19 protein-coding genes are annotated in these 25,430 nt (G+C 51.0%); 10 read left to right on the plus strand and 9 right to left on the minus strand.

Translation table 11 applies throughout. The features are described 5' to 3' along the window. Window positions 1–256 precede the first annotated feature (256 nt). Together ACJMM9_RS07685 and ACJMM9_RS07690 are read right to left on the minus strand one after the other, a co-directional pair. Complete coding sequence (locus ACJMM9_RS07685) at window positions 257–4,315, minus strand: hypothetical protein (RefSeq protein ID WP_405325403.1); 4,059 nt, start codon at window positions 4,313–4,315, stop codon at window positions 257–259. Window positions 4,316–4,366: 51 nt separating this feature from the next. Continuing rightward, entirely contained in the window at window positions 4,367–5,395 is a 1,029-nt protein-coding gene (locus tag ACJMM9_RS07690; RefSeq protein ID WP_405325406.1) for a glutamate--tRNA ligase family protein, read from the minus strand. Between the two features lie 155 nt (window positions 5,396–5,550). On the opposite strand from ACJMM9_RS07690, the gene ACJMM9_RS07695 reads away from it, so the two are divergent. Then, complete coding sequence (locus tag ACJMM9_RS07695) at window positions 5,551–6,135, plus strand: hypothetical protein (protein WP_088640411.1); 585 nt, start codon at window positions 5,551–5,553, stop codon at window positions 6,133–6,135. Between the two features lie 6 nt (window positions 6,136–6,141). Further along, complete coding sequence (locus tag ACJMM9_RS07700; RefSeq protein ID WP_405325409.1) at window positions 6,142–6,708, plus strand: PolC-type DNA polymerase III; 567 nt, start codon at window positions 6,142–6,144, stop codon at window positions 6,706–6,708. Between the two features lie 79 nt (window positions 6,709–6,787). On the opposite strand, the gene ACJMM9_RS07705 is transcribed toward ACJMM9_RS07700, so the two are convergent. The 5 genes from ACJMM9_RS07705 to ACJMM9_RS07725 form a co-directional block, all read right to left on the minus strand. Beyond that, window positions 6,788–8,170: a glycoside hydrolase family 3 N-terminal domain-containing protein gene (locus ACJMM9_RS07705; protein WP_405325412.1), complete on the minus strand. Its 1,383-nt coding sequence runs from the start codon at window positions 8,168–8,170 to the stop codon at window positions 6,788–6,790. 18 nt (window positions 8,171–8,188) lie between these two features. Next, window positions 8,189–10,711, minus strand: coding sequence for a DNA topoisomerase III (locus ACJMM9_RS07710; RefSeq protein ID WP_405325415.1), 2,523 nt, complete (start codon window positions 10,709–10,711; stop codon window positions 8,189–8,191). Between the two features lie 2 nt (window positions 10,712–10,713). Continuing rightward, entirely contained in the window at window positions 10,714–11,844 is a 1,131-nt protein-coding gene (locus ACJMM9_RS07715) for a glycosyltransferase (protein ID WP_405325418.1), read from the minus strand. 171 nt (window positions 11,845–12,015) lie between these two features. Beyond that, window positions 12,016–13,704: a LamG-like jellyroll fold domain-containing protein gene (locus ACJMM9_RS07720; protein WP_405325421.1), complete on the minus strand. Its 1,689-nt coding sequence runs from the start codon at window positions 13,702–13,704 to the stop codon at window positions 12,016–12,018. Between the two features lie 61 nt (window positions 13,705–13,765). Continuing rightward, the gene (locus ACJMM9_RS07725) at window positions 13,766–16,057 is read right to left on the minus strand and encodes an Ig-like domain-containing protein (protein ID WP_405325424.1); all 2,292 of its coding nucleotides are present in this window, start codon (window positions 16,055–16,057) and stop codon (window positions 13,766–13,768) included. Between the two features lie 130 nt (window positions 16,058–16,187). On the opposite strand from ACJMM9_RS07725, the gene ACJMM9_RS07730 reads away from it, so the two are divergent. The 8 genes from ACJMM9_RS07730 to ACJMM9_RS07765 all read left to right on the plus strand — a co-directional run bounded on the left by ACJMM9_RS07730 (window position 16,188) and on the right by ACJMM9_RS07765 (window position 23,384). After that, entirely contained in the window at window positions 16,188–17,063 is an 876-nt protein-coding gene (locus ACJMM9_RS07730) for a TIGR02147 family protein (protein ID WP_405325427.1), read from the plus strand. Between the two features lie 311 nt (window positions 17,064–17,374). Continuing rightward, the gene (locus ACJMM9_RS07735) at window positions 17,375–17,902 is read left to right on the plus strand and encodes a YceD family protein (RefSeq protein ID WP_405325429.1); all 528 of its coding nucleotides are present in this window, start codon (window positions 17,375–17,377) and stop codon (window positions 17,900–17,902) included. Between the two features lie 2 nt (window positions 17,903–17,904). Further along, window positions 17,905–18,093, plus strand: coding sequence for a 50S ribosomal protein L32 (gene rpmF, locus ACJMM9_RS07740; RefSeq protein WP_014546669.1), 189 nt, complete (start codon window positions 17,905–17,907; stop codon window positions 18,091–18,093). A gap of 14 nt (window positions 18,094–18,107) precedes the next feature. Further along, window positions 18,108–19,091 (plus strand): phosphate acyltransferase PlsX, encoded by a 984-nt coding sequence (gene plsX / locus ACJMM9_RS07745; RefSeq protein ID WP_405325432.1) that lies wholly within the window; start codon window positions 18,108–18,110, stop codon window positions 19,089–19,091. A gap of 286 nt (window positions 19,092–19,377) precedes the next feature. Then, window positions 19,378–20,106, plus strand: a complete 729-nt coding sequence (fabG, locus tag ACJMM9_RS07750) for a 3-oxoacyl-[acyl-carrier-protein] reductase (RefSeq protein WP_085491094.1) — start codon at window positions 19,378–19,380, stop codon at window positions 20,104–20,106. A gap of 47 nt (window positions 20,107–20,153) precedes the next feature. Further along, a complete protein-coding gene (acpP, locus tag ACJMM9_RS07755; protein WP_014546672.1) occupies window positions 20,154–20,393 on the plus strand; it encodes an acyl carrier protein in 240 nt (79 codons plus the stop codon). Window positions 20,394–20,564: 171 nt separating this feature from the next. Beyond that, window positions 20,565–21,377 carry a ribonuclease III gene (gene rnc, locus ACJMM9_RS07760; protein WP_405325436.1) on the plus strand — a complete coding sequence of 271 codons (813 nt, stop codon included), beginning with the start codon at window positions 20,565–20,567 and terminating at the stop codon, window positions 21,375–21,377. Window positions 21,378–21,563: 186 nt separating this feature from the next. Continuing rightward, window positions 21,564–23,384 (plus strand): extracellular solute-binding protein, encoded by a 1,821-nt coding sequence (locus ACJMM9_RS07765; protein ID WP_405325439.1) that lies wholly within the window; start codon window positions 21,564–21,566, stop codon window positions 23,382–23,384. Between the two features lie 204 nt (window positions 23,385–23,588). Here ACJMM9_RS07765 and ACJMM9_RS07770 read toward each other — a convergent pair whose 3' ends face one another. Continuing rightward, complete coding sequence (locus ACJMM9_RS07770; protein WP_405325442.1) at window positions 23,589–24,362, minus strand: hypothetical protein; 774 nt, start codon at window positions 24,360–24,362, stop codon at window positions 23,589–23,591. A 126-nt stretch (window positions 24,363–24,488) separates the two neighbouring features. Continuing rightward, on the minus strand, window positions 24,489–25,307 hold the full coding sequence (locus ACJMM9_RS07775) for a hypothetical protein (RefSeq protein WP_405325444.1): 819 nt from the start codon (window positions 25,305–25,307) through the stop codon (window positions 24,489–24,491). Window positions 25,308–25,430: the final 123 nt, after the last annotated feature.

Below are 25,430 nucleotides of genomic sequence, written 5' to 3' on the forward strand. Positions count from 1 at the left end.
AAAGAGCAGGCATGTCGCCTGCTCTTTGTCATTTCCGAGGAACTGCCTAATACAGTGCTATTAGAACTGTATGGATCCTCCTAGCGGAGGATGACTGTGGTCGCGACGCTCACCTTGAAAGGAGTCTCTTAGCGGAGGATGACTGTGGTTGCGACGCTCACTTTGGAAGGAGTCTTTTAGCGGAGGATGACTGGGCATGACATCAAGAAGGCTTTCTTAATACACTGCCAACTGTCTACTTCCTACTTCCTACTACCTACAGCACACCTAGCGTCTGCTTGAGGCTGTGGTCGTCGAGCTTGAGCAGGGCGCGTTCTTCAGGGGGGATATATGCCATCTTGCGTTCGCTGTCGGGCCTCTTGGAGCGGTCTCGGAGCACAATGCTCTTGTTTGTGAGGGAATAGAAGAATGGCCCGGTCTTGATGAACTGCTTCTGGTGCAGCGCCTGCTTGATGGCGTTGCTTAATATCGCGTTGATCTTGGCGTTCGTGTGTTCGACATGATGCAGTTCCAGGAGCCTTTGCAAAAGGAGTTCACCGTGAATAGGCGATTCACTATCCACATAGAATTTGAGCTGCTCAATGAGCGCTTCTGCCGAAAGCTCCGCCATTGGTTTGTCGATTGTGCTTGCGGGGTGCTTTACGCTGTATGGTTCGACTTTTGCTGCTGCGACGTGCTCTGCCTCGTCGAGCGGAATGTCTTCTTGCGGTGGTGGTGCGACACTTTGTTCAATGGCGATTGTTGCGATGAGATTTTCCTTTTCATCGGCATTCGAAATGTTCCAAAGCGGAAGCCACATGTTCAGGACTTTCCAGCCGCGACTTGAAAGCGCTTTCGGTCGGATGTATTCTCGATCTTCAATGGATTCCTTGTAGGGCGAGGTGCTGCAGTCGCTTTCGACGACCGCTAGGAACCGCTTGGAGTTGTTGGCGTCGATGACGACTGGCCCTATAGGAATGTTGCCCATGGCGATGCTCTCCTTGAAGGCTATCGATTCTTTTGTGAAAACATCCTTAATTTGTGCGTCAAGAACGGATTCGGAGACGTTGTTTTGAGGTGCTGCAATCTCAGAATTTTTGAGCGAACCGATCCATTCCTGGAACAGGTTGGGCTTGGCGCTTGCAAGTTTCTCGGCGTCTTCGCTTGTCATGAACAGGCTGAGGCTAAGTTTTGCAAGTGTTGTACAAATTGAAATTTTGCGAATTCCGGAAATGCTTGTGGCGTGATCGATGTCGGCACATATGAAAATCACGTCACGGTACAAATCAACGGCCCGCTCTGCGGTCTTGATGTAGAACTTATTTGTGATGTTTTTTTGCGCAAAGAACTTTGCTACGCCTGGATTTTTTTCCAGGAGCTTTTGTATCGAGTCTTCAATTTCGTTGATGTGCGACTGGTTGAACACGACAATTCCTAGAGTCTGGCTTGGATTCCTTGTCGCATGCTGAACGGCTTTTTCTGCAATTGACGAAATCTTGTCGCGAACGATCTTGAGCGTTTGCGGTTTGCTTGTTGCTAATGCCGGATTTGGAAATTGCGATATGGCGTTATTGTATATCTTGCTGTTTGCAAAACTGAATAAAGCTGGGTCCGCATATTGCGCTGTATAGCCGATGATTCGGGTCGGGATACCCTTGCGCAGTGCTGCCGAGAGCACGTTGTCCTTGAAGAAAATCGACTGCGTTGATATTTCCGTGTTGCATGCGTCAATCGGGAGCATTTCGAGCGCGGGTGCGCAGGGATTACCGAATAGGATGGCTTTTCTGGAATTGAAAATCGCGGACATGGATTCGGCAATCGACATGCAGTCGGCATCCAGAATCAATGCGGCATCAAACGAATCGAAATCCTGTTCGTAGGTGTTTGCCAATGTGACAACCTGGAGCAAGTCAGGATTCTTTTCTACGGTCTCATGTGCGACGCGGAAATTAGCGTTGCTGAATTGCTCCAAGACTGTTCGGAACTGCTTGCCTTGCTGCTTTCTGTTTTTGGCAGATGGACTGAAGAGGTCCGGGCAGTCTGCTGTTGCTGCCTGCATTTGTTGATTTGTCCAGGCGCGGGCAAACGCCATCGCGATATCTTTGTTGGCGTTCTTTGTATCTTTTACAAACTGGGCGAGATTTTCACATGGCGAATCGCTGATATTTTCCATGTGCTCAGAGAGTTGCAGGTAAATGTCCTGCTTGTTCCAGTGCTTGGACCAGCATTCTATTTTTCCAATCCACGAGTCCACATTCTGTGAGTCCATGGATTCGCTCAAGTTGAGCGCCTTGCTTATGCTCTGGAGTTTCTTTTGCAGCTTTTCGGCGCTTTCCTGGATGTTGTCGAAATTCTCGGCGAATGGCTTGAACAAGTGCCATTTGGCGAGTAGCTGTAGCAGGTAATCGTGCTGGTCGCTGTTTTTAATACGGGCACGGAATACATAGTAATGGCGGATTTTTTCGGCCAGATCCTTCCAGTCGGTCTTTTCGTATTTCCAGTCTTTACCGAACAAACGTGCGGCAAGCACGGAGGAATCTTTGTATTTGCGTCTGTAATCCTGGATTTCAATGAGCTTGTCGATTTGCTCAAGGAGCATGTCGTCCGAGGTGATGCTCTTGGGATCCTTGAAAACGCTCAGTAGGAGTCGCTTGGGTCTGCGGTAGTGATCCGACAGGGCCTTGAGTGCTGAACTTAGGCTCTCGTCAAATTCATTGCGCGCAGCAAGGATGTTTTCGTCAATGGCGTCTTCTGTAAAGATGTCGGAACCTTTGCGGCGATAGCTTGACCAGCGGGCGCCTGCGTTCGGTAAATCGTTCAGGTCGTCTTGATAGGCGATCCATCCGTTTGAATGGAGATCCCATTCTTCAAAGCCGGGCATTTCGTTGTCGAAATTTTTCTTAAGGACATTTGCCAGGGCTATGACGTCTGAAAGTTTTATACCATCGAGATAAAGCTTGGATTTGCCGATGCTTTCGATAAACGGCTTGATGGTTTCGAACAAGCTTGTCGCTTGTTCTAGGTCTTCACCGATGGAGTTCTTGCGCTCTTGAGAAACGGCGGGCAGCGTGATTCCCTGGAATGAATTGTAAATGTCGATGCCGTTTTCGTTGAAGAAAAGATGCGCCATCTGTTCCAGGCTGTAGTGCATGGACTTGAATTTTTTGTAGCGCACGTCTTCGATATTCTTGAAAAGGCTGCTTGAAAACTTTGTCTTGACGGGTTTTAACTTTGCTATTTCATCAAGTAAATCCGTGAGCTTTGCGCCGCTTGGCTTAAGCGGATTGTTGACAGCATCGTAATACGAGACGAGCTTTGCTCGGGTATCGCAGAGAGTAGTCTTGAGCGTATCGCGGTCAGGACCTTGGAATGAACGGAACGGCGGGTTCCAGGTGTTCTCGAAATTGAACTTGGTGATGGCCCTACGGCATACTACACAGACCTTTTTCTTTTGCTGGATCAAGTCGGCGGCTATGTTTACAGCGGCTTTGGCCTTTTCCGATCCAGGGAGCGCTTGTATTGCATAGACGGTGGACTTTTCGTTCAGTGCGTCAATGACAGCCTTGTTTGTCTGTGAATCGGTTATGTAGGGGAAGTAGTGGTCTGCCGGATTGTAAACGTGGTCATAGGAGACGTCGTCAAAAATCGAAGTCTGTGGCAGGAACCCTTCGTTACCAATCGTTGCGATGAAAAAATCGTTGTTTGCGGCTTTGGCTGTTGTCCAGCATTCGCTTGTCAGCTTCTTTTTGAGAAGAATCCTGTTGGTGCTGTAAAATGTGATGCAAAAGCCGTTGCGTGTAAATTTCCAGTCCGCTCTCGATTCGATTTTTTTTTCGAGCGTGTCGAAAAACTTTTGGATTCCAAAGGTGCCGTTCTTGACAAAGTCTAAAGCCTTTGGAAACTTGATGTTCTTGTCCAGCGCCGGGAGAGCAATATTTTCGATGGGGGCGCGAACCGAAATGGAGACGGAGTCGCTTTCGGCATCGTAATCGAGCGGGATGAGGAGTGCGGGGGCAAGCGATTTTTCGCCCCACTTGATAAAGCCTGTGACCAGGTACAAGTCCTGATTGCAGAAATCTTCGGTCTTGGCATTGAGGACTTTGCGGAATTTTTCGAGGTCGGCCTTTTGTTTTTCTTCGTCGTATTTTGCTGTAACAGGGAAAAACTGCGCAAGAGCGCGAGGCTTTGGATCGTTTTGCCAGATATCAAAAAACTGGTCGCCGTTACCTAAAAGCAGCGGGGATTGAAACTTGTTTTTTTGAGAAAAGCTCAGTAAGCGGTCTTTGCTATCAAAGGCTGCTGCTGCTTCGCGAATTTTTTCAATGGTTGCGGACATTGACGTTGATGCCATGTCCCGAATATAAATTTTTTTTTAACGAAATGGACGCTATAGATGTTCCATAATTATGGATATTGCGTCAATGAGGGTTCTTGGTGCGTCATTTTCAGTCAGGTGTGCCTTGTAGCAGACGCGTCCGAATAGCATCTCGGGGGTGATGCCGGCTTCTTTGTCTTGGCGCAGGCTGTGGGCGAGTTCGCGCTTGGAAAGCTTCTTGTTGTTTGCATCCACGATGAGCGGGTGGTGCAAGTAGACGGGGCGTTCTGTGCGGCCCAGTGCTTCCATGAGCGCAACTTGGCGGGCCGTGGAATTGCGGATGTCCTCGCCACGGACGATATGCGTGATGCCTTCGTCAATGTCGTCAACGCAGACGGCGAACTGGTAGGTCCATTGGTTGTCGCGGTCGCGGATGGGGAAGTCCCCGCATTGGAGCTTGGGATTTTCGTGAAAGTCCCCGAGGCGTAGGTCGTGCCAGTCGATGAACTTGTCTGGAACGATAAACCGCAAGCTGTGCGGCGCGGAAGTGCTATTCAAGATTTTACTGGATGGGGCAAAGCCCCAACTCTTTGGCTCGGTTATGCCCATGCGAGCATGGGCGCAACACTCGCCTTCTGAGTTGTCTTCACTTCGTTCAGGATGACGAGATGCGTTTGCTATATCGGATGTTGATAATTCTCTCGTCTCTCGTCTCTCGTCTCTCGTCTTGTAATAGCACTTTCCCTGATAAACTATTTCTCCGGTTTCGCTTTGCGGGTTCTCGGCGAGGAGCTGCTTGCGACTGCAATAGCACGGATAAACGAGCGATTTTGCAACAAGTTTTTGTAGCGCGGCTTCGTAGACTAGTCCGCGGGCACTTTGTATGCTCTCGGAATCGTATTTAAAACCAAGCCAGGCCAGATCTTCCCGAATGCCTGCGATATAGGCGGGACGCGCACGGCTCTGGTCATGGTCTTCAATTCGCAGATGGACTTTTAAATTCCATTTTTTTGCGGCGGCCCACACATAAAGTGCCGAAAGCAGATGGCCTTCGTGAAGGTAACCCGTGGGGCTAGGTGCGAATCGAATTTTTCCAGACATGGTGTAAATGTAGTTACGGAGTAAATATAAGTTGTAAAATTATTACTAAAGTCACATAATTTCTATGAAAAAACATATTTATTTCACTTTTTGCTTCTAAAACGCATTTCTTATAATATATTATTGAGGTAATGGGATGTAACACTGGAGTAATTATGGGTGGAATGAGACTTTCGAGGGCCTGCGTGGCTCTTTTCTTTGCGTTTGCAGCAAATGCTTTCGCTAATGATGTTGTCGCTACGGCTTCGAACGGCGCAACAGTAATATTACACGACAATGGTCGCTGGGAGTACCATCAGAACAACAGCAAGATTCGCGATGTGCGTGAAAGTGCCATTCCCGAAGATGCCAGGTTCAATGTAATGGTCGAATACGAAAGGCCTGAGCAGGTGCGTAAGAACTTGCGCCTTGCGATGGAGGCCGCTTATGCGACTGAAGAAGAAATTCGCGACAGCCTGAGAACGGTCCCGAAGGGCGGCTATATCTATTTTCAGGTGAAAACATCTCAAATCAAGAAGGGAATGCCTCGCAAGTTGACGTACTCGTTGTACGATGGCAGCAAGAAACCTATATTTACGAAAACAGCTTACGATACCGAAGCGGTTCCAAGTGAACAGAGAGGCGTTTCTAACCTGCTCGTCGTCCCTGTTTACGGACACCCCAAGTCCAATGTGATGCTTGCAAGAGTGCAAACACGAGACGGGATGGAAACGCTCGATATCGATATTCCCGTAAGGTAATTTGCATTGCTAAAATTTGCGGTAGTCGATCTCGAAACGACCGGCGGACATGGTGAAGATAATCGTATAATGGAAATCGGAATCGCCCTGATGGACGGTTCCGAAATTGTTGAAACGTACCACGCACTTGTGGACCCAGGTAAGCCTATTACGCCGTTTGTGCGCGAACTGACGGGCATTACCGACGAAATGGTGAATGGACAACCGCAATTTGGCATAGTTGCAGAGCATGTGGCTGCGCTTTTGCAAGACCGCATTTTTGTAGCGCACAATGTCCAGTTTGACTGCAAGTACATGACGGCGGAACTGAAGCGCTGCTGCATCAAGTTCAACCCTGCGAGACTTTGTACGGTAAAGCTTGCGCGGCGCGTGTTCCCGGGGCAGCCGAGCTACAGTTTGCACAAGCTCACGGAATCGCTGGGGCTTCCGGACTTTAACCATCACCGCGCCTTGGACGATACGCTTGCTGCGGCCGCTATTTTGAAGTCGGCGCTGGAGAAGGTCGGCGAGGCCGGCGTGATGAAAAATGTTGTGAATTTATCTGTTGCCAAGAAGCAGGCGTTTAGCAAGTAGTTGTTGGTAGTCGATAGTCATTAGTCAATGGCTAATGCGGGAATCGCACCTTCGAGAATCGCGCGGGATGCGCGGGGTTTTATAGCTTCAACAATCCCATTTTATATTTGAGCTTCAAGATGCGGGCGGCGGATTCTTCGATTCGACGCTTGTATTTTGAGCTTTTTTCGCAAAGGTCCATCATGATGTCGAGCATATCTTTGGCTTTGGATGTGTAGGATATCATGAGAATGTCGTTGCCGGCGTCGATGATGGCGATGACGAGGCGCTTGAAGTCTTTGTCCGGATAGGCCTTGCGAGGTGCAATTTGCGTTTTGCCACTAGCCCAGGTGCGTAATGAGGTGCCCCAGAGGTCGTCGGTAAGCATGACCATGTCCGGGAATCCGCGGCGGGCCATTTTCACAATGTTGGCGTCGAAGACGGCGGGGCGGCTTGAAATACGCAGAAAATGGACGCTCGACATCATCGTTACTGGGATGTCGTTTGCAAGAGTCTTGAAAAAGGAGATGTTCTGGTCGATTTTTTCCTTGGGCGAGGCGCTGATGGCAATTTGCAAATCGCTGTTGGTCCAGGAGTCGTAACCGGGGAAGTGCTTTGAAACGCAGATGATGCCGTTGTCGCGCATGCCGTTGACGAACGCTCTCACTTTATAGGCGTTTGAAGTGTCGTTCCCCCAGGAGCGGCGACTTTCTTCCATGAACGAATTAGAGCCGCGGTTGTCTTTGGACGGGTCCAAAACCGGTGCCAAGTTCATGTTGATTTTGATGTCTTTGAGTACGCTCCCGACTTTTTTTGCGAGCGAGTGAATTTGCGTGGTGTCCATACGGCGCATTTCAAGGGCGCTGGGGGTGTGTCGCCAATTGTCGGAAAATGATGCCAAACGGTTAACGATACCGCCTTCTTGGTCAAGTGCCGTGAAAAGAGGAATCTTCAGGTTGCTGTCAATTTCGTCCATTCGTTCTTTGTAGTTGTCGAAACTGCGGAGGTGCTTGCCTGTGATGAGGACGCCTCCGAGTTCGTTTTCGATCACAAATTGCGGCGAGGTGAGGAACACCATAATCATTTGGCCAGCTTTTTGGCGCATGGACATGGAATTCCACAACGGCATGAGTTCGTCGGGCAAGTTGTACGGATTCGGCTTGCTTTTGGCGGAATGCTTGACAGCCGCTGCGGACGAACTCCCGGCTGCGAGAGTCGTTGTGTCTTTTACGAGAGTCGCGGAACATGATGAGTCAAGAGTCGCGGAACTAGAGGTCGCGGAAGAGCTTGATGTCGCGAGAGTCGCGGACGAACTGCTCACGGCAAGTGTCATCTGCGGCACACTTGACGAGGATGTCATCACGCACATCGTAACTTCGGAAGAACTCGATTCCGGTATATACCGGTCGATTTGGTAATCCTGTGCAAAGACGATGTTCGCAGAAAAAGCTGCGAGAATAGCTAGTAAAAATCTTAAAGGCATGACAAATGACGAGTTTAATTACTCTTCACTCTTTTTCTTTGCACCGAATCGGCGGGGCTTGAATTCACGCGGCGGGAATTCGAACTTGAGCTTGCCTTTGACGAGCGTGAGGTACGCATCGAACAGGCGGCGAGTCTTGTTGCTGCGGAAACCCTTGATCAGCGAAGTCTTTTCGCCGGCGAGCAGTTTCTTGATGTCATCGAGCGGAATTTCCTTGCCGAGGAGAATCTTCGGGAGCGTGATGCCGCTCGGTTCTTTCTTCACGTAGCTTTCGGAGACGTAGCTCGTGAGCGTTTCGTAAACGTCGGAACCGTCAACAGGCGACTTGCCGATGACTTCGCCGAGTTCGATTTCTTCAGGCTTTTCGTCAAAGACAAATTCAACTTTATTCTCGTCGTTGATGATGAGGACTGCCGAGAATTCTGCGCCCTTCTTGCTGCGGAAACCGGTCAGTGGGCCAATCTTGCGCTTGGTCAAGAGTTCTACGATTTCGCTTTCGGTGAGGTGCTTGCCACCAATAATCTTACGGATGACGATGCCATCTTCGGTGGTGTAGCGGCTGACCGTTTCGAAAACCTTCTTGCCGTTCACGGGGCTGAAGCTTGCTTCGTCGGTCGTGCTTTCTTCCTTGAATCCCTTGATGTTTTTCACCATCGTTTTTGTCATTTCGACGATGCCGTTCATGAACGTTTCGCGAGATTCCTTGCCCTTCGAGATGAGGTCCATCTTGTATTCCCATTCGCCGGTGAGTTCCGGGCTGGTAAGGGCTTCGCAGTTCATGGCGGAGAGGACTCTGATGAGATCGAATGCCTTTGCGGTCGGGATCATTTCCTTGCCGTCGCGGACAACGTACTTGTCGCTGACGAGCTTTTCAATGATGGCGGCGCGTGTGGCTGGCGTTCCGAGGCCGCGTTCCTTCATAGCGTCGCGGAGTTCATCGTCTTCCACGAGTTTACCTGCACTTTCCATCATCGAGAGGAGTGTGCTTTCGGTGTAGTGTGCAGGCGGCTTGGTGAAGTCTTCCTTGGCGTCAATTTCGAGCGTCTTGGCGGTATTGCCGTTCAGCTTCGGGATGTTTGATTCTTCGTCGGATTCCTTGCCGTAAATGGCCTTGAAACCCGGATCCACAAGAATCTTGCCTTCGGTGATGAACGCTTCGTTTTCGACGGTCGTGATGCGCGTCGTATTGAGGTACTGTGCCGGAGGGAAGAATACAGCGATAAAGCGCTGGCAAATCATCGTGTAGATTTTTTCTTCAGCTTCGGAGAGACCCTTCGGAACAACGCCTGTCGGGATGATGGCGAAGTGGTCCGAGATTTTCGAGTTGTCAAAGACCTTCGGCGTACGCTTCACATAATTCTTGTCGAGAGCTTCCTGTGCGAACTTGGCGAGCGGACCTTCGATTTTGCCGAGGGTCGCCTTCACCGGGGCCACGTAGTCTTCGGGCAAGCAACGGCTATCGGTACGCGGGTACGTGGTCGCCTTGTAATGTTCATAGAGCGACTGTGCGATGGAAAGCGTTGTCTTGGCGCTGAATCCAAAGCGGTTGTTCGCTTCGCGCTGGAGCGTGGTGAGGTCATAGAGCTGGCCGCACTTTTGCTGGCTCGGGGCGGTGGTCTCTTCGATGGAGCCGGTCTTGCCCTTGCACTTGGCGAGAATTTCCTGAGCGCGGGCTTCGTCAAAAATCTGCTTGACGCGGTCCTTGCCGTTTTCTTTATCGACGGTGAACCACTTGCCTTGGTAACCGGCGCCGGAGTTGTCAAAATCGGCTTCGATCGTCCAGAACTTTTGCGGTACAAAGCGGTTGCGTTCTTCTTCGCGCTTCACGATAATGGCAAGCGTCGGGGTCTGCACACGTCCGCACGGCGTAATCTGGAACCCGCCCATGGAGCTGTTGTAGGCGGTGAGTCCGCGGCTGCCGTTCATGCCCACGAGCCAGTCGGCTTCGCTACGGCAGAGGGCGGCGTTCCTCAAGTTCACCATGTCTTCTTCGGTACGGAGGTGCTCGAAAGCGTCCTTGATGGCGGCTGGCGTCATGCTCTGCATCCAAAGTCTCTTGAATGTCTTGCCTTTGAAGTTTCCCTTGAGGATGTAATCCACGATGTAATAGAAAATCAGTTCACCTTCGCGGCCCGCATCGCATGCGTTTATAATCGTCGTCACGTCCTTGCGCTTGATGAGCTTGCCGAGGGCGGAGAGATGGGCTTTAGTGGTCGGGAGGGCAACGAGCGGGAATTTTTCCGGGAGCATGGGGAGCGTCTTCATGTCCCATGCCTTGTAGCGTTCGTCAATATCTTTCGGGTCGGCGATGCCTACGAGGTGGCCGATCGCATGGCTTACGATGGTCGTGTCGCTTTCGTAATAGGCGGTTTCTTTCTTGAAGGACTTTGCACCGAGCACTTTGACGAGGTCGGCTGCCACGCTAGGTTTTTCTGCGATGATGAGCGTCTTGCCTTCGATAGCCGCTTTTGATGTTTTTGCGGCAGTTTTCTTTGTAGTGGTTTTAGTTGTCGCCTTAGTTGTAGTTTTAGTCGTTGCCATTTTTATTTCCACTTAAAACGTCCGAACAGGCCGAACAGTACGGCCAGTACGGTAAAGGGGGCGTGGATGAATTCAACCGGGATGCACCACTTGAGGAGGTGTTCCTGCTTGAATATTTTGAGCCCGCGAATAATGAGAACCATGTCGCCTACGCTCTTGCACAAGAACGCTATCAATGTGGCGACGAAAATCTTGAAACTGAAAATCGAGAGCGCTGCGGTGACGCAGAGCATTGCAAGGAACAGGAATACCATCGAGAGCACAAAGACGATTTTGGGAGTGTAGTAGATGGTCTTTGATGCCCAGCGCTTGCGCTGTTCCCAGAGGGCCTTGAGCGTTTCCTTGCCGTTTGTGGTGACGAACGTAGAGGGGGTAATGCAGTAGCGCATGGCCCATGGACGGTCGGCTGCCAGTTTTTGCATCAGGAGGTCGTCGTCGCCGCTCTGGATCTTGATGACGCCTGTAAATCCGTTTACGCTCTGGAAGAAACTCTTGCGGTAGGCGAGGTTGTTGCCCGTGCTTGTGAGCGGAAGGTGCATGGCAAGCCCTGCTGTGCCTGCGATGCGGTAAATCAGCGTTTCGACCGCCTGCATGCAGATGATGAATGGCGAATTCTTGTCGGTCGGGATGTACGAATGCCCGGCGACAAGTTCGATCCCCGGTTCGAATTCCTTGACGATGTACTTGATCCAGGACGGCTGCACGATGCAGTCGGCGTCCGTGAGGCAGAGGATTTCACCGTTGCAGGCTTCGATCATCTTGCTGATGGCCTGTTTCTTGGGACTCACTCCTTCGGGAATGGAATCAATCGTGAGCACATGGAGGCGTTCGAATTTCGCTTCGTATTCAGCGAGAATCTTCGGGGTGTCGTCCGTGGAGCGGTCATCGGCCACCCAGACTTCCCAATCGCCCTCGTAATCCTGCGAGAGGACGGAGTTGAGCGTTTCGCGGATGCCTTCGGATTCGTTTCGGGCTGCAATCAGGATGCTCACCTTCGGGAGCGGTTCCGGGTCGGCAAAGCCCTCGCGTACGCGCCCGAGCGCACGGTAGAACCGCACTTCTAACCCGAGATAGAAGATGGCGAGTATTGCCAAAAGCCCGATGGCCACGTATGTCAAAACCGTAAGGAACATTGTTCTTCGGCAAAATGTAATAAGGTTTTTTTGAATGTTTAAAACGCACCATCAAAATCGCGGGGCATTTTTGCGCATATAATATTATAGTAAGCGACTAGGTGCTGAACGCGTGGGCAGCAAATAATTAGGAATTAGGATTTCGGAGTTAGGAATTGGTGGAAGCAGGCTTTACTTTCTCGCGGAAAGTTTTGGCCAGGAAATTTCGGGATTTTGATTGAGGTAGGTGAGGCGGGTCCAGGAATCGTCGCGGAATGCGCTGCCGAGCATGAACTCGTCAATTTTCCCTGCGAATCCGCCAATTTTCAAGTCTGCAAGTTCGCGGTTGCCATCCCAGTCGTTGCTAGTTTCTTCGGCCTTGATTGGGGTGCCATTGATAAAGTAACTTGTTTGTGGAATGGAGTGCTTGCTGAATGCTATGAAAATCCATTTGCCCACTTCGATTCCTTCTGTGCCGGAGGCCCACGTTTGTTTGTAACTTATGGTGTCCGTGGCGTAGAACTCTACGACAAAGCCCTGATCGGGATTGTAGCGGAGCGCGTATTCGTCTGCTTTTTCAAAGATGGTCTGCTGATTTAGCGATTCGAGATTGATCCACAGCGAGAAAGAGAATTGACCGTTTCCAAAGGATAAATTGACTTTGCGGGTCGAATCTACTTTGGCGGAATTTGTTGCGGTGATGGAGGTGGCTGCGTCTAGTGCGATGGATGATCCGAGAACACCTTCCGATTTGCGGCTTGTGGCTGTTTCTGCACTTGTTTCGGTGGAACTTAGCGACCCGTTGAAATAGCCCTTCTCGGCGTCGTCCTTGATGGCGGTTCCGCTGTCGAAATGGTACATGAGCGAATAGCTGCGGTTGGTCGGGAATATGTCCAATGCATAAACCGGGAGCTGCAACCCGTCATAAACAACCTCTAGTGAATCATCAACATTCAAGGAATCTACGCGGACCCAGATGATCATTTCCTTTGATTCTCTGTCAAGACCTGTATAGCGAATCGGAAGATTGCTGCGGCGACGCCCATCTTTCGAAATACGCGCGGCTTCCCAGCGGCCATAGTCAATATACTTGAGCGAATCAAAGTTGCATTCGTCTTCTGTGAGGCGAAGGGCTATCGGGATGTCGGTCACAACAGAATTCAGCGTGTCGGTCCCTTTGGGGAGTGCAAGCGGCGCCACAAAGGTAAGGGTTACTGAATCACGAGGAATTTCAATGTCGGGTTCAATTGGACTTGGCTCAAGAATCGTCTCGGTATCTCCCGCAACAACATCAATATTGAAATGCGCCCAAGGATTTTCACTAGAATATTCGTCAAAGAAAACCAGCAAATCGAGTTTACCAACAGGCAGGCTATCGATAAGCAGTGTATGCTCGTGAACAACGATATTTCTATGAATCGTCGTTCCCAGAACGGTGGCGATACCCGTCGCGCCGTCCGAAAGATTTCCTATGCCTTCGAATTTTATGATTCCCGGATCGCGCAAGGTGTCGCTAACGGCGATGGAATCGTCTTCGGTAACGTTCACGTTCTGCACGAGGAGTCGCTTGCCGGATTCTTCGTGGAAAGCTTCGACGGCGTAAGTGCCTGCGGGGATGGAATCGAGACTGTAATGGCCTGCGGAATCCGTTTCCGTGGAGTAGACGGCGGGGAGCACACCTGAGGTGGCGTCAAAGTCGCTAGGAACGCAGTTTACGCGTGCGAATGCGGCAGGGTTGCCATTATCCAAAAGGAAAATACCGGCGAGTTCCGGAGAACCCGTCTCGGCGCTATTGCCTGCAATATGGCTGTCGGAGGAACAGCCTCCAAAAATTGCGGCGGACGCAATTGAAACAGCCAATATGTTTTTGCAGAACTTCATTAATACCAATATATATAAGATTTGCGAAAAGCGGGAGGGCTATTAATCGCGATTGTAATCGTTATTGGATATAGTGGCGTAATGTTTTGCCTGTTTTGGAGTATTCGATGACGATGACGTGAACGGCGGGCATTTTGGCGGGCTTGCGGTCGCCGGAGTATAGCGGGCGGCCCTGAATGTCAAAGATGCGGTAGAAACCTGCTTCGGCTTCGGTGGCGCGATGCACGGGGGAGGCAATACCGATGGTACCTTCGCTGGAGCTGGATTCCGCGATCGTTGAGCTGCTAGATTCTGCCGATCCCTCGACGGTAAACGTCACGTATTCGGACATCCACGTGAGTCCGGAATTGTCCGTCACGACGGCGACTGCGGAATGTGTGCCTGCGGCGAGATTCTTGGCGGTGACTTGGTACGGCGAGGCTGTTGTGGTCCCGACGAGCGTGTTGCCAACGTAGAATGCAACGCTTTTCACGGAACCGTCGTTGTCCTTGGCATCGGCTTTTAAGGTCACGCCTGCGCTTGCGGCGATTTTTGCGCCAGCGGCAGGTGCGGTGAGCGTTACGCTTGCAGCTTTGTTGCTCTGGCCAAAGCCCTGGTTGTATTCGGGCATTTTGCCGTAGCGTCCGCCGACGCCCGAGAGACTCGGGATTTCTTTCTGGAGGTTTGCAACGTTACGCTTTTCAAAGCTGTAGCTCGGGTTGAACGTTTCGGCTTGCGGGATTCCGCTTTTCACGGTGCCGTTGTAGCGGTGCTGTTGCTTGGTGCCATTCCCGAATGAGACTCCGCTAAAGTAAACGTAGCCGTTGTCGCCCCATTCGGCGAGGTAGCCCTGGCCGTTATCGATGTAGCTGTTTTCGTAGCGCACGTAAGCCTTCGCGTTTGCGCTGTGGCCATTTGCACCTGCGACAAAGAATCGGTTGTAATCGACGTACTGGTTGTACAAATGAACTTGCGAGCCGTTGTTTTCTCCGGTGACTTTCGGGACACGGCCGTAAGTGTTGTGCCAGTAGTTGTTTGCATAAGTTAAATGCGCGTCTTCGACGAGTGCCATGTATGGGTCGGTGCCCCAGCAGTTGTATTCGTTGGCGCCATCAAAATCAAGGTAGCTGATGGTCGCGTTGTCTACGAATTCCATGTCCATGCCATCGGAAATCCATTTGTAGCTGATGTGGTCTGCCCAGAACTTGTCTACGTGTTTGCTAGCTGTGCCTACAGTTTCAAGACCGTCGCCGCCTTCGATCAAATGCGGGTTCACGTCGTAAATGGCGAGGTTGCGGTAAATGTGATTGCTGGAACCTTCGTTACTGCGCACGGCGATGGATGCACCGCGCAGATTTGCGCCACGGCCCATGCCTACGAGACTCTTGTTTGGCTTGGTGGTAATCCAGTTTTCCCACTGTTGCAAGTTTTCGCTTTCTTTCACGATTTGTACGCCTGCTTCGGTGAGGTCGCTGCAACTGTTCGCTTTGAATGTAATGCGGTAGAATGTATTGGTTTTTCCCGTCACGCGATTCTTTTCGGTACAGGTCGTTTTGCACCAAGTGCGGTTTTTGCTTTTGGCTTCAGTAACGGCATTGCGGAACTGCCTAAAGTCGTAAGTGCCTTCGGGCACGAGAATCGTGATGGCATCGTTGCTCTGTAAGTACTTGCGGATGCTTGCGGAATCGCTTGCGATGACGACCTTGCCTGCGTCGCCACCTGTCGTTGATGCGCCGAAGCCCTCGGCTTTCACGTTGAACGTGAAAAGTAAAACAGCAGTCGGGTCAGATTCGTCACTCGTCCAGATCCATTTGGCTTGCGTATTCGCGGCGAAGTTTTCGAGTGAACCTCCGCTTGGCATCTTGTTGCTTGCGTAAGAAAGCGTCGTAGCGCCTCCCCATTGCGAAAGGTCGCGGTCCTTGTTTTTCCAAGAGTTGTTGCCAACGACTGGCTTTGATTTCCAACCGCTGCCGGAATAGTAAGATTTGTCGAGGTCGTCAATTTGCACGAGAACGCCCGGGGCGCCTTTGCCGTTTACGCCCACGACAGAAATTGCGTTTTCGCCGGGCAAGAATGTCATCGGGATAAAGCGTACACGGCCTGCCTGGTTGTCTTCGGCGAGGAGCGAGCCGTTGTGGTAAAGCCTGTAACCGCCATCGGCGACAATCCAAATACCGGGACCGATCCCTGCGTTGTAGGTTGCTGCAATTAGCTGCGAACCAATCTTGTCGCCACCGCCGTATGCATCATCGGACGGGAGCGAAACCACTTCTGTAGCTGGAATTGTAGCGGAATTTGCTGCGTGTACTGCGGAAATTCCGAAAATTGAGACAACGCTTGCAAACGCGATGTAACCAAAACCTTTAACACCCATATTGTTCATCCTCACTTTTTATATATCTATAATCTAAATCTTGCTGGTGGCTATTCAAAGCGCTTTTCTCCTTAAGTCGAATTTCTCGTTGTTTCTGGACAACGCTAAAAGTGAAATCTTCTACTCTTTTATGGCCTGTTTTTCTTACATTTATGGCATGGGCGAAAAGAAACTAGGGAAAAAAATCTTCGAATACCTGGATTACCGGGAATTTTTGAAGGATTACTATAGCGCAAAGAAGGAGGCTAACCCCGCCTTTTCGCTCCGTGTATTCTCTGATAAGATCGGGTTCAAGGCCAAGGATTTCATCAGTCGCGTAATGAATGGCGACAAGAACCTTTCGAGCGCGAGCATCCCGAAGGTCGCATCAGGACTTCGCTTGGGCAAGCATGAAACGGAGTTTTTCGTCGGACTTGTGAAGTTCAATCAGGCCGAAACGATGGACGAACGCAATGCTGCGTTTGAAGAAATGCAGTCGGCGCTCAAGGTTGTGCGATTTTCCGAGAAACAGCATATTCTCGGGCACACGCAGTATATGGTGTATTCGCATTGGCGCCATTTGATTATCCGCAGCCTTATTGGCATGTTTGGCTTTGATGGCGATTATGAAGCGCTTGCGAAAATGGTCCACCCGCACGTGACGGCGGATGAGGCTAAAAAATCGGTCAAGTTGCTCGAAGAATGTGATCTCATCAAGAAAGGGGAGGACGGCAAATACGTGCTCACCGAAAGTGCGATCAGCACGGGCGACCGCACATCGAAACTTGCATTGCGCGGTTTCCACCAGCATTGTCTAAAGCTTGCTGCGGATTCAATCGATCGCGACCCGCCGGGTTCGCGCCATGTTTCCGGGCTTACGCTCGGCATCAGCCAAGAGGGCTACGAACGAATCGTGGAACGCATCAACGCCTTCCGTAAAGAAATTGCGCTCATCGCCGAAGAAGATAAAAATAGCGACAAGGTTTTCCAGTTGCAGTTTGCGCTGTTCCCCGTTGGTGGAAAGTAAAGCTTTTCTCTCTTTAAAAATCTCGGTGCCTGCAATAAAACAGGCGGCTCGGCGCTCGCTTCTATACACCAAAACGTTTATAAGCAGAGCGCCGAAACCGCGAAATTTCGGCCAAAACCAAAAGATTATCCCATATACACCCTTGTACGACAATATAGTGCTAAAATACCTTTGTTTGGGAAAATGTTGCCTGTTACTATAATAAAGGGTTGTCTATAGACAACGGCCATATGCTTTTAATTCCTAATTCAGGACTCCTAATTTCGAAATAACTTGACCCCTTTCCCTCGTTTTACTACATTTGTGCCACTTTGAGAATAAATATCGCACAAAAACTTACTGATTCCGAAGACCAACGAGTGGTCTGGTCCCATGCCGACGCTCCTGAAATCTTCGACGAACTGCACCTCAAGGGCGATCTGGTAGCCGAGGTGCTGGTTAGCCCCGAAGGCAACGGCAAGTGCCTTGTGACCGGTACTATCTCTGGAGTGCAAACACTCACTTGTGTCCGCAGCCTGGATCTTTTTGACCGTCCGTTTGAAACCGAGATTGTTGTCGAGGTGGAACGCGGAGCATGTGCTGCACAGGAACTTCATGACGACGACGATGACGTTTTCGCCTACACGATTCCGCAGACACAGGACTTCGTAGATGTTTCCGAGTGCGTCCGACAGCTGGTGACCCTACAGGAACCCATTGCGCCCGTGAAAAATCCTGACGAAGATTTTATCTTTGTAACAAACAATCAAGCTGGCGAAGGTGCCGATGCTGAAAAGCCGCTCGACCCCCGCTGGGAAAAACTCAAAGCTCTTAAGAGCAAAATGGAAAACAGGAGTTAAAAATGGCAGTACCTAAGAGAAAAACTTCGACCGCTCGTCGTGACAAGCGCCGCACCCACTGGAAGATGGAAGTGCCGGCTATGGCTACCTGCGATCATTGCGGTTCCGTGAAGCGTCCGCATCGCGTGTGCCCGGTTTGCGGCTTCTACAACGGTGTGGAAGTTGTTGACATGAAGGGTGCCGAAGCTTAATCTAGGAGGAATCCGTGATCAAAGTTGCACTGGATGCCATGGGTGGCGACTACGCCCCGAGTGTTTGCATTGAAGGCGCTGTTAACGCCGTCAAGAAAAACCCCAATATTCATGTGGTTCTCTGCGGACCTGAGGCCGAGGTCAAGGCTTCTCTCGAGAAGCTTGGTTACACCGGCAATCAGATTTCCGTAGTTGATGCTCCGGATCCTGTGGCTATGGATGAACATCCTGTCATGGTGGTCAAGAAGAAACAGCATTCTGGCTTGGTGACTTGCGTTGCCTTGCAGAAGAAAGGTCTTGTCGATGCTTCTGTCAGTGCCGGTAACTCTGGCGCTATGATGGCTAGCTGCCTCATGATTCTCGGTAAGTCCTGTGACGAATTCTCCCGTCCGCCTATCGGGGTTGCACTTCCGACAAAGGATCGCCGCATTGTGTTGGTCGATGGCGGTGCAAATGTTGATGAACGCGCTTCTACTCTCGTTGACTTTGCCATTGCAGGTTCTGCATTTGCTGAAGCTTACCTGGGTTACGAAAATCCGAAGGTTGGCCTCTTGAACATGGGCGAAGAAGAACACAAGGGTCCGGCGGTTTTGCAGGAAGCCTACCAGCTCCTCAAGTCGGCCCCGGTCAACTTCATGGGCAACATCGAAGGTCGCGATCTTATCGCAAGCAAGGCCGATGTTGTCGCTTGCTCCGGCTATACGGGTAATGTCGTGCTCAAGCTTCTGGAAGGTTTCTTCGAAATGCACCAGGAAATGTTCGGCACGATCGACACTCCGGCTGGCAAGCGCTTTGCCGAAATGTGGGACTACCGCGCTACGGGTGGCGCTTTGCTGCTCGGCCTCAATGGCATTGGCATCATCGCTCATGGCCGTTCCGATGCTCTTGCAATCGAAAAGGCTGTCGATGCAGCTGCCAAGTATGCCGAAGCTGACGTTGCCAACAAGGTCAACGCTCGCCTCGCTGCAATCAAGTCCGAGGAAGCTCCGAAAGCATAACTTTTGTCTTTAGACTTTAGTTGCAATTAGACGGATCTAGTGAACGCTAGGTCCGTTTTATTTTAGACGAAAGAACGGACCTCCGGTCCTACAGGCGAGAGACTAAAGATTTTTCGTTTGCTTTCTCTCGTCTCTCGTCTCTAGTCTCTCGTCTTTTTTTATCTTGAGTAACAAATAAATATGCTTTGAACGAACCGTCTGGCACCGGTGGTGTGACGGCTTTTCTAAGCTTAAATCATTTGTATTCACCAATGACAGTTAATGTCATACAGGAGGTCTATTTATAATGCCTACGAAGTCTATTGTGACTGGCGCATCTCGCGGTATCGGTCTTGCTATTGCAAGGGAACTTGCGGCTCGTGGTTCTGATGTTGTGCTTATTTCCCGTGGTGGCTGCCCGGAACAGGCCGAAGCTATCGCCAAGGAATTCGGCGTCAAGACGTTCACGTTCGCATGCGACGTGAGCAACTCCGAATCCGTGAAGGACGCTTTCAAACAAGCTATCGACGCACTGGGTGGCGTGGACTGCCTCGTGAACAACGCTGGCATTACCCGTGACGGCCTCGTACTTCGCATGAAGGACGAAGATTTCGATAACGTTATCGCAACGGACCTCCGCTCGACGTTCCTCTGCACCAGAGCCGTCCTCAGGACGATGATGGGCGCCCGCAAAGGCAGCATTGTGAACATTGCAAGCTTGAACGGTATCAGAACTCAGGCCGGCCAGGCCAACTACGCCGCTGCGAAGGCTGGCGTGATCGGCATGACCAAGTCCAATTCCATGGAATTCGGCTCTCGCGGCATCACCGTGAACGCAGTCGCTCCAGGATTCATCGATACGGACATGACCGCCGCCATGAGCGAAGAAACCCGTGCAAAATATGCCGCCCAGATTCCGCTTGGCCGCCTCGGTCAGCCGGAAGATGTCGCCAAGGCTGTAGCATTTTTAGCATCCGACGATGCCAAATACATTACCGGACAGGTAATTGGTGTCGATGGGGGCTTGAACGCTTAACAACATTTTATTAAATTTGGACAAAACTTTTTCCCATGGAGAAAAAAATGAACGAAGAAATTTTCAAGAAGGTCACGGACGTGATCGTTGCTAAGTTGGAAGTCAAGGCTGAAGATGTCAAGCCCGAATCTGAATTCGGTAATGACCTCGGTGCTGACTCCCTGGACCGTGTTGAACTCGTGATGGCCCTCGAAGACGAATTCGATGTCGAAATCCTCGATTCCGACGCTGAAAAGTTCCAGAAGGTTTCTGACGTTGTTGCTTTCCTCGAAGCACACAAGAAGTAATCTAGTTTTACTTTAGCCCGCATCTGTTGGGCAAAGAAAGAGCTTTGGGTCCCCGGTTCCGCCGGGGATTCTTTTTTATTCTTATCAAGCCTGACTCTTTGTCATGCCGGACTCCGTTCCGGCATCGCCATTTTTATAATTTTGAAACACAAACTACATAAGGAGATTCTGTTGGAAGATCAAAACCTGCTCCACAAGATTCTTAAACTCTGGTTTCGCCAGAAGTCCGGTGACGGGCTTGAGGCTAAGCTTGGGTACAGATTCCGCGATCCAGAACTGCTGGCTCATGCTCTCGTCCACCGCTCGTTCCTCGTCGGGAAAGATGTCCCGTACGCAAGCAACAACGAGCGCCTGGAGTTCCTCGGTGATTCCGTCCTCAACATGCTTACGACGGAATACTTGTACAGAATGTATCCGAGCGATCCGGAGGGCGAACTCTCCAAGCGCAAGAGCGCGATTGTCTCGGGGCATGCCTGCGCCCAGTCGTCCAAGGAATGGGATTTGAGCGAGTATGTAAAAATCGGAAAGTCCGAAGCCAAGATGGGCGGTCGCGGCAAGGAAAGCATCCTCGCCGATGCCTACGAAGCCGTGCTCGGTGCCGTGTATCTCGACGGTGGCCTTGAAGAGGTCCGAGCCATTTTGAATAAGTTCCACTTCCCGCGCGTACAGGAAATCATCAGCGCGACCGACTTCGTGAACTACAAGAGCGAACTTCTGGAATTTTGCCAGGGCAAGTTGCGCTGCTCTCCGGAGTACGTGATTGTTGGCGAAGAAGGCCCGGAACACCAGAAAGTGTTTACGGTCGAAGTGGTCGTGAACGGCAAGGCATATGCCCGCGGTCAAGGCCCGAACAAGAAGAAGGCCGAACAGGAAGCTTCCCGCTTGTCGCTTGAAACACTTAAGGCGGAAGCCGCTGAAGCCGATGCCAAAAAAGCAGCCGCTCCCAAAGTCAAACAACCCGCACACCATATCGGATTGCCGTAATTAGAACTTAGATGGTTGCGTCATGGCGGACTCGATCCGCCATCTGTCCGCTATGGTGTCACCCCGGCCTGTCATCCTCGGAGCGACGCGGAGGGGATCCATTATTTCTTGCCTCTCTACACGATACATCTCGCATTGTCACCCCGGCCATCGTGCCGGGGTCGCCTTTTTATTATCTTATCCTGCATGAAAACATTCTCCCTCCGCACTTTATTTGCCGTCCCGATGGCGGCTGCTCTCGCTTTTGCTCTTGTCGCCTGCAATGAATCCGGCGATTCCAAATCTGGTCAATCTTCGAAAAAAGGCACCGCCGTTTCCGAAGCCGATTGCCCGATTCTCCCGCTCGATTCTACGGCGACCGGCGAGTTCGACCCGATTGCCTCCAAGGAAGCCCGCGCTTGTGGCTCCATCACGCTTTGGGGCTCCGCCATGCCGAAGTCTTTCAACATGTGGGAAGACTACAACAGCTTCTCTGCCGAACTCATGAACATGATGTTCGAACCGCTTGTGAGCCTGCATACCACCGAAGATCGCGAAGTCGGCATCCTCGCGGACAAGTGGGAAGTCTCCGAAGATGGCAAGACATTCACCTTCCACGTGGACCCGCGCGCCAAGTGGAGCGACGGCAAAGCAATCACCGCCGAAGATGTGCAGTTCTACTACGATGTCATCATGGATGAGAAAAACCTCACGCCGATTTTCAAGGTGGGCCTCAGCCGCTTTGAACGCCCGGAAGTCGTTGATAGCTTGACTGTCCGCATGACCGCGAAGGAATCCCACTGGGGCAACTTCTGGGAAGCTGCTGGCATGCTCGCATTCCCGAAGCACGTGTGGGCAGGCAAGGACTTCAACAAGATCCGTTACGAATTTCCGGTGGTTTCTGGCCCGTACATCATCAAGACTTTCCGCGAAGACCGCTACGTGGAACTCCAGCGCCGCAGCGACTGGTGGGGTTTCAAGAAGAACTGGAACCATGGCAAGTACAACTTCCAGAAAATCCGCTACCGCTTCATGAACGACCAGACGAAGGCTCTCGAAGCGTTTAAGAAGCAGGACTTCAACGCCTACGCGATTTACACGAGCAGCATTTGGATGAAACAGACCGACTTTGATGCTGTCAAGAAGGGCTGGGCCGTCAAGCAGCGTATCTACAACAAGGAACCGATTGGCTTCCAGGGCATGGCGATTAACCTCCGCAAGCCGCAGTTCCAGGATGTCCGCGTCCGCCGCGCACTCTCGTACCTCCTCAATCGCGAAGCGATGAACGAAAAGTACATGTACGGTCAGTACTTCCTTTTGAATAGCTATTATCCGGACCTCTGGGCGAATAACCAGAACCCGACGGCGCCTGTTTACAGCTACAATCCTGAAAAGGCTCGTGCGCTTTTTGCTGAAGCGGGCTACAAGGTGAATGGCGAGGGCGTTCTTGAAAAGGATGGCAAGACGTTTGCCATCAACTTCATCACGAGCCAGGAAGACTTGCGTCACCTTACGCTTTTTCAGGAAGACCTCAAGAAAGTAGGTGTCGTGGCGACCATCGAGCAGATGAGCCAGAGTACGCTCCGCAAGCGTTTGGACGATGCCGACTTTGACCTTTACTGGGTGAACTGGGGCGCTGGCCGCCTCCGCGACCCGGAAGCAAGCTGGATCTCTACGACCGCGATGCAGAAAGGCACGAACAATCTCGCCGGCGTCCAGGATAAGGTTGTCGATAGCCTCATCAATTTGCAGAAGACGGAATTTGACCTTGCAAAGCGCAACGAAATCCTGAAGGCGCTCGACAACCGCCTTGCCGAAATCGTCCCGTACGTGCTGATGTGGCAATGCGACCACCACCGCATCCTCTACTGGAACCGTTACGGTACGCCCGAAAAGATTCTCGACCAGTTCAATCGCGAAGACGCAATTCCGGTATATTGGTGGGTCGATCCGGTCAAGTCTGCCGCTCTCGACAAGGCAATGAAATCCGGTGAATCGCTCCCGATTCCGCCGTTCGATATTAGATAGTAGGCAGTAGACGGTAGACAGTAGGAAGTTGCGCTTCGCGCGCTGTTCCTCCAGCGTCGTCCTGAGCGCGTTAGGCACATTCCTCCAGCGTTTGTCATGCCCGCCACTGCGCGGGCATCTCCATCTCGTCAGTCTCGTAACGCAAAAGTCCCGGCATAGCCGGGACTTTTCACATACATATTAGTAGTGAGCCTTTAAAACTATTTATTTGAAGCTTGCGTTGAACGAGGCGGACAATGTAATCGGCGTTTTTGTATTGCCATCGCATGTAGCGGCAAGATAGTCATCGCCCAAGGTGAACGAAGCGCTTACGTCAAAGGAGAACATTTGGTTGATTTTGATGTTGGCGCCTACATACGGAGATATGCCGACATCGCCGCTGGTCTCGCCGTCCTTGTGCCCGTTAGCCTGCGGGTTGGTCAAGATTATATTCATTGTTGCGCCGAAGTACGGGGTTACAACCGGAGAAACATTGGGGTCCAGTTCTGCATTGAGGCTCAATACCATCGGCGGCTTCTTGTGGTTGCTGCCTTCGGTGACGATTGTGAGTCCAACTTCAGAACCGAGAGCTACGGCTCCAAAGTCCTTGGAGTACTGTCCGCCAAAGTAGAAGTTAAATCCGTCATCGTTGATGGCGTCCTTGCCGGTCGGAAAAGTTACGTCAAGGAAAGCGGCTACAGTCGAGATAATCTGGTAACGTCCGCCAAAAGTCAGGTTCTTCATGCCTTCCTTGTCGGCATCATGGCCTTCCCAACGGGTGACGACCGTAAAGGGGAGTTTCAAATAGAGTTCCAGGTTCTGGACCGGAACAAAGCGACCTTTTGCAGAAAGACCGAGATCCTTCCAGTCGCCTTGCATCGTGAAGTCCGAGACGATTTTGACTTCGCCGCTTTGTGCGGCAGGGACTGGGAAGTTGCTGAAAGTTGCGAAGCTAGATGTAGCGAGTACAGCTGCACCCATAAGAATTTTTCTTAACATAACATCTCCATACATGAGTTTTGCGGCAAATATAATTAAAAACTATAGGGAAAAATGATGTTATGTAAAATAAAAGAAACCAGCCGAAAAATCGACTGGTTTTAAAGTGAAATTGACCGGGAAAAATTAGAACTTGAATTCCATATCAAGCGCAAATCCGAGGGCGTCGCCTTCCATAGGGACCTCGCGGAAGCCTTCGTTGTTTTTACGGTGGTTCAGGTCCTGGCTACGGAGGATAATTTGACCGTTGAGCGCAATGTTCTTGTTGAGTTCAAAGTTTGCACCAACCCAGAATTTCCACTGGTCAGACCAGTCGTCGCGCAAGTCCTTGTCGTGGTCTTCGGATTCAAAAATGCGCAGCCAGAACTGAGTGCCGACTAAAAGCGTCAATGGCGCCGAAGGAAGCTTGTAGTCGAATTCTGCGCCCAGGTGCAGTTCAAGACCTCTTTCCAGGTCGTGATGCTCGAATCCCCAGAAAATACCTGCTTCAGTACCGTAGGAGGCTCCCTTTATCGCGTCGATGGCCTTGTTGTGCTGGGCGCCAAAGTAAAGGAATATTTCGCCTTGGCTTGGAGGTGTCGTTCCATCGTTTCTTTCGCGTCCAATGGGGAGATTGAAGTCAAGGAAGAAGTATAGTTCCGGATCTAAGGCGTAGCGCGCTCCGATGATCAAGTCGCGAAGCCCATAGCCGCCTTCAGCGCAGGCGTCGCATTCAGTTTCGCCCCAGAACTGGAAACCGAAACTCTGGATGGAAAGTTCGACTTTTGGTGCTATGTTCATTCGTGCACCGACTTTGAGACCCATTTGAGACCAGTCGTTATCCATGTCGTAATAAAGCCCGGCCTTGACGGATCCCTGGTTCCCGTCTAGGAGGCTAAAGTAATCCCACGTTGCAAAGCTGGATGTGGCAATCGCAGCTGCCAAGAGAATGACCTTTTTTATCATTTTTGCTCCTATGAAATGCTTGAATGACTGTTTTCAATTTAGCAATAGAAATCGAAGCTTGCAAATGATGTATATGAGAATTTCCTCATATCGTGTTTATAGTCACAAATGATATTTTTTGTT

Origin of the sequence: Fibrobacter sp. (assembly GCF_045112255.1) — a bacterium.
Classification (GTDB): domain Bacteria; phylum Fibrobacterota; class Fibrobacteria; order Fibrobacterales; family Fibrobacteraceae; genus Fibrobacter.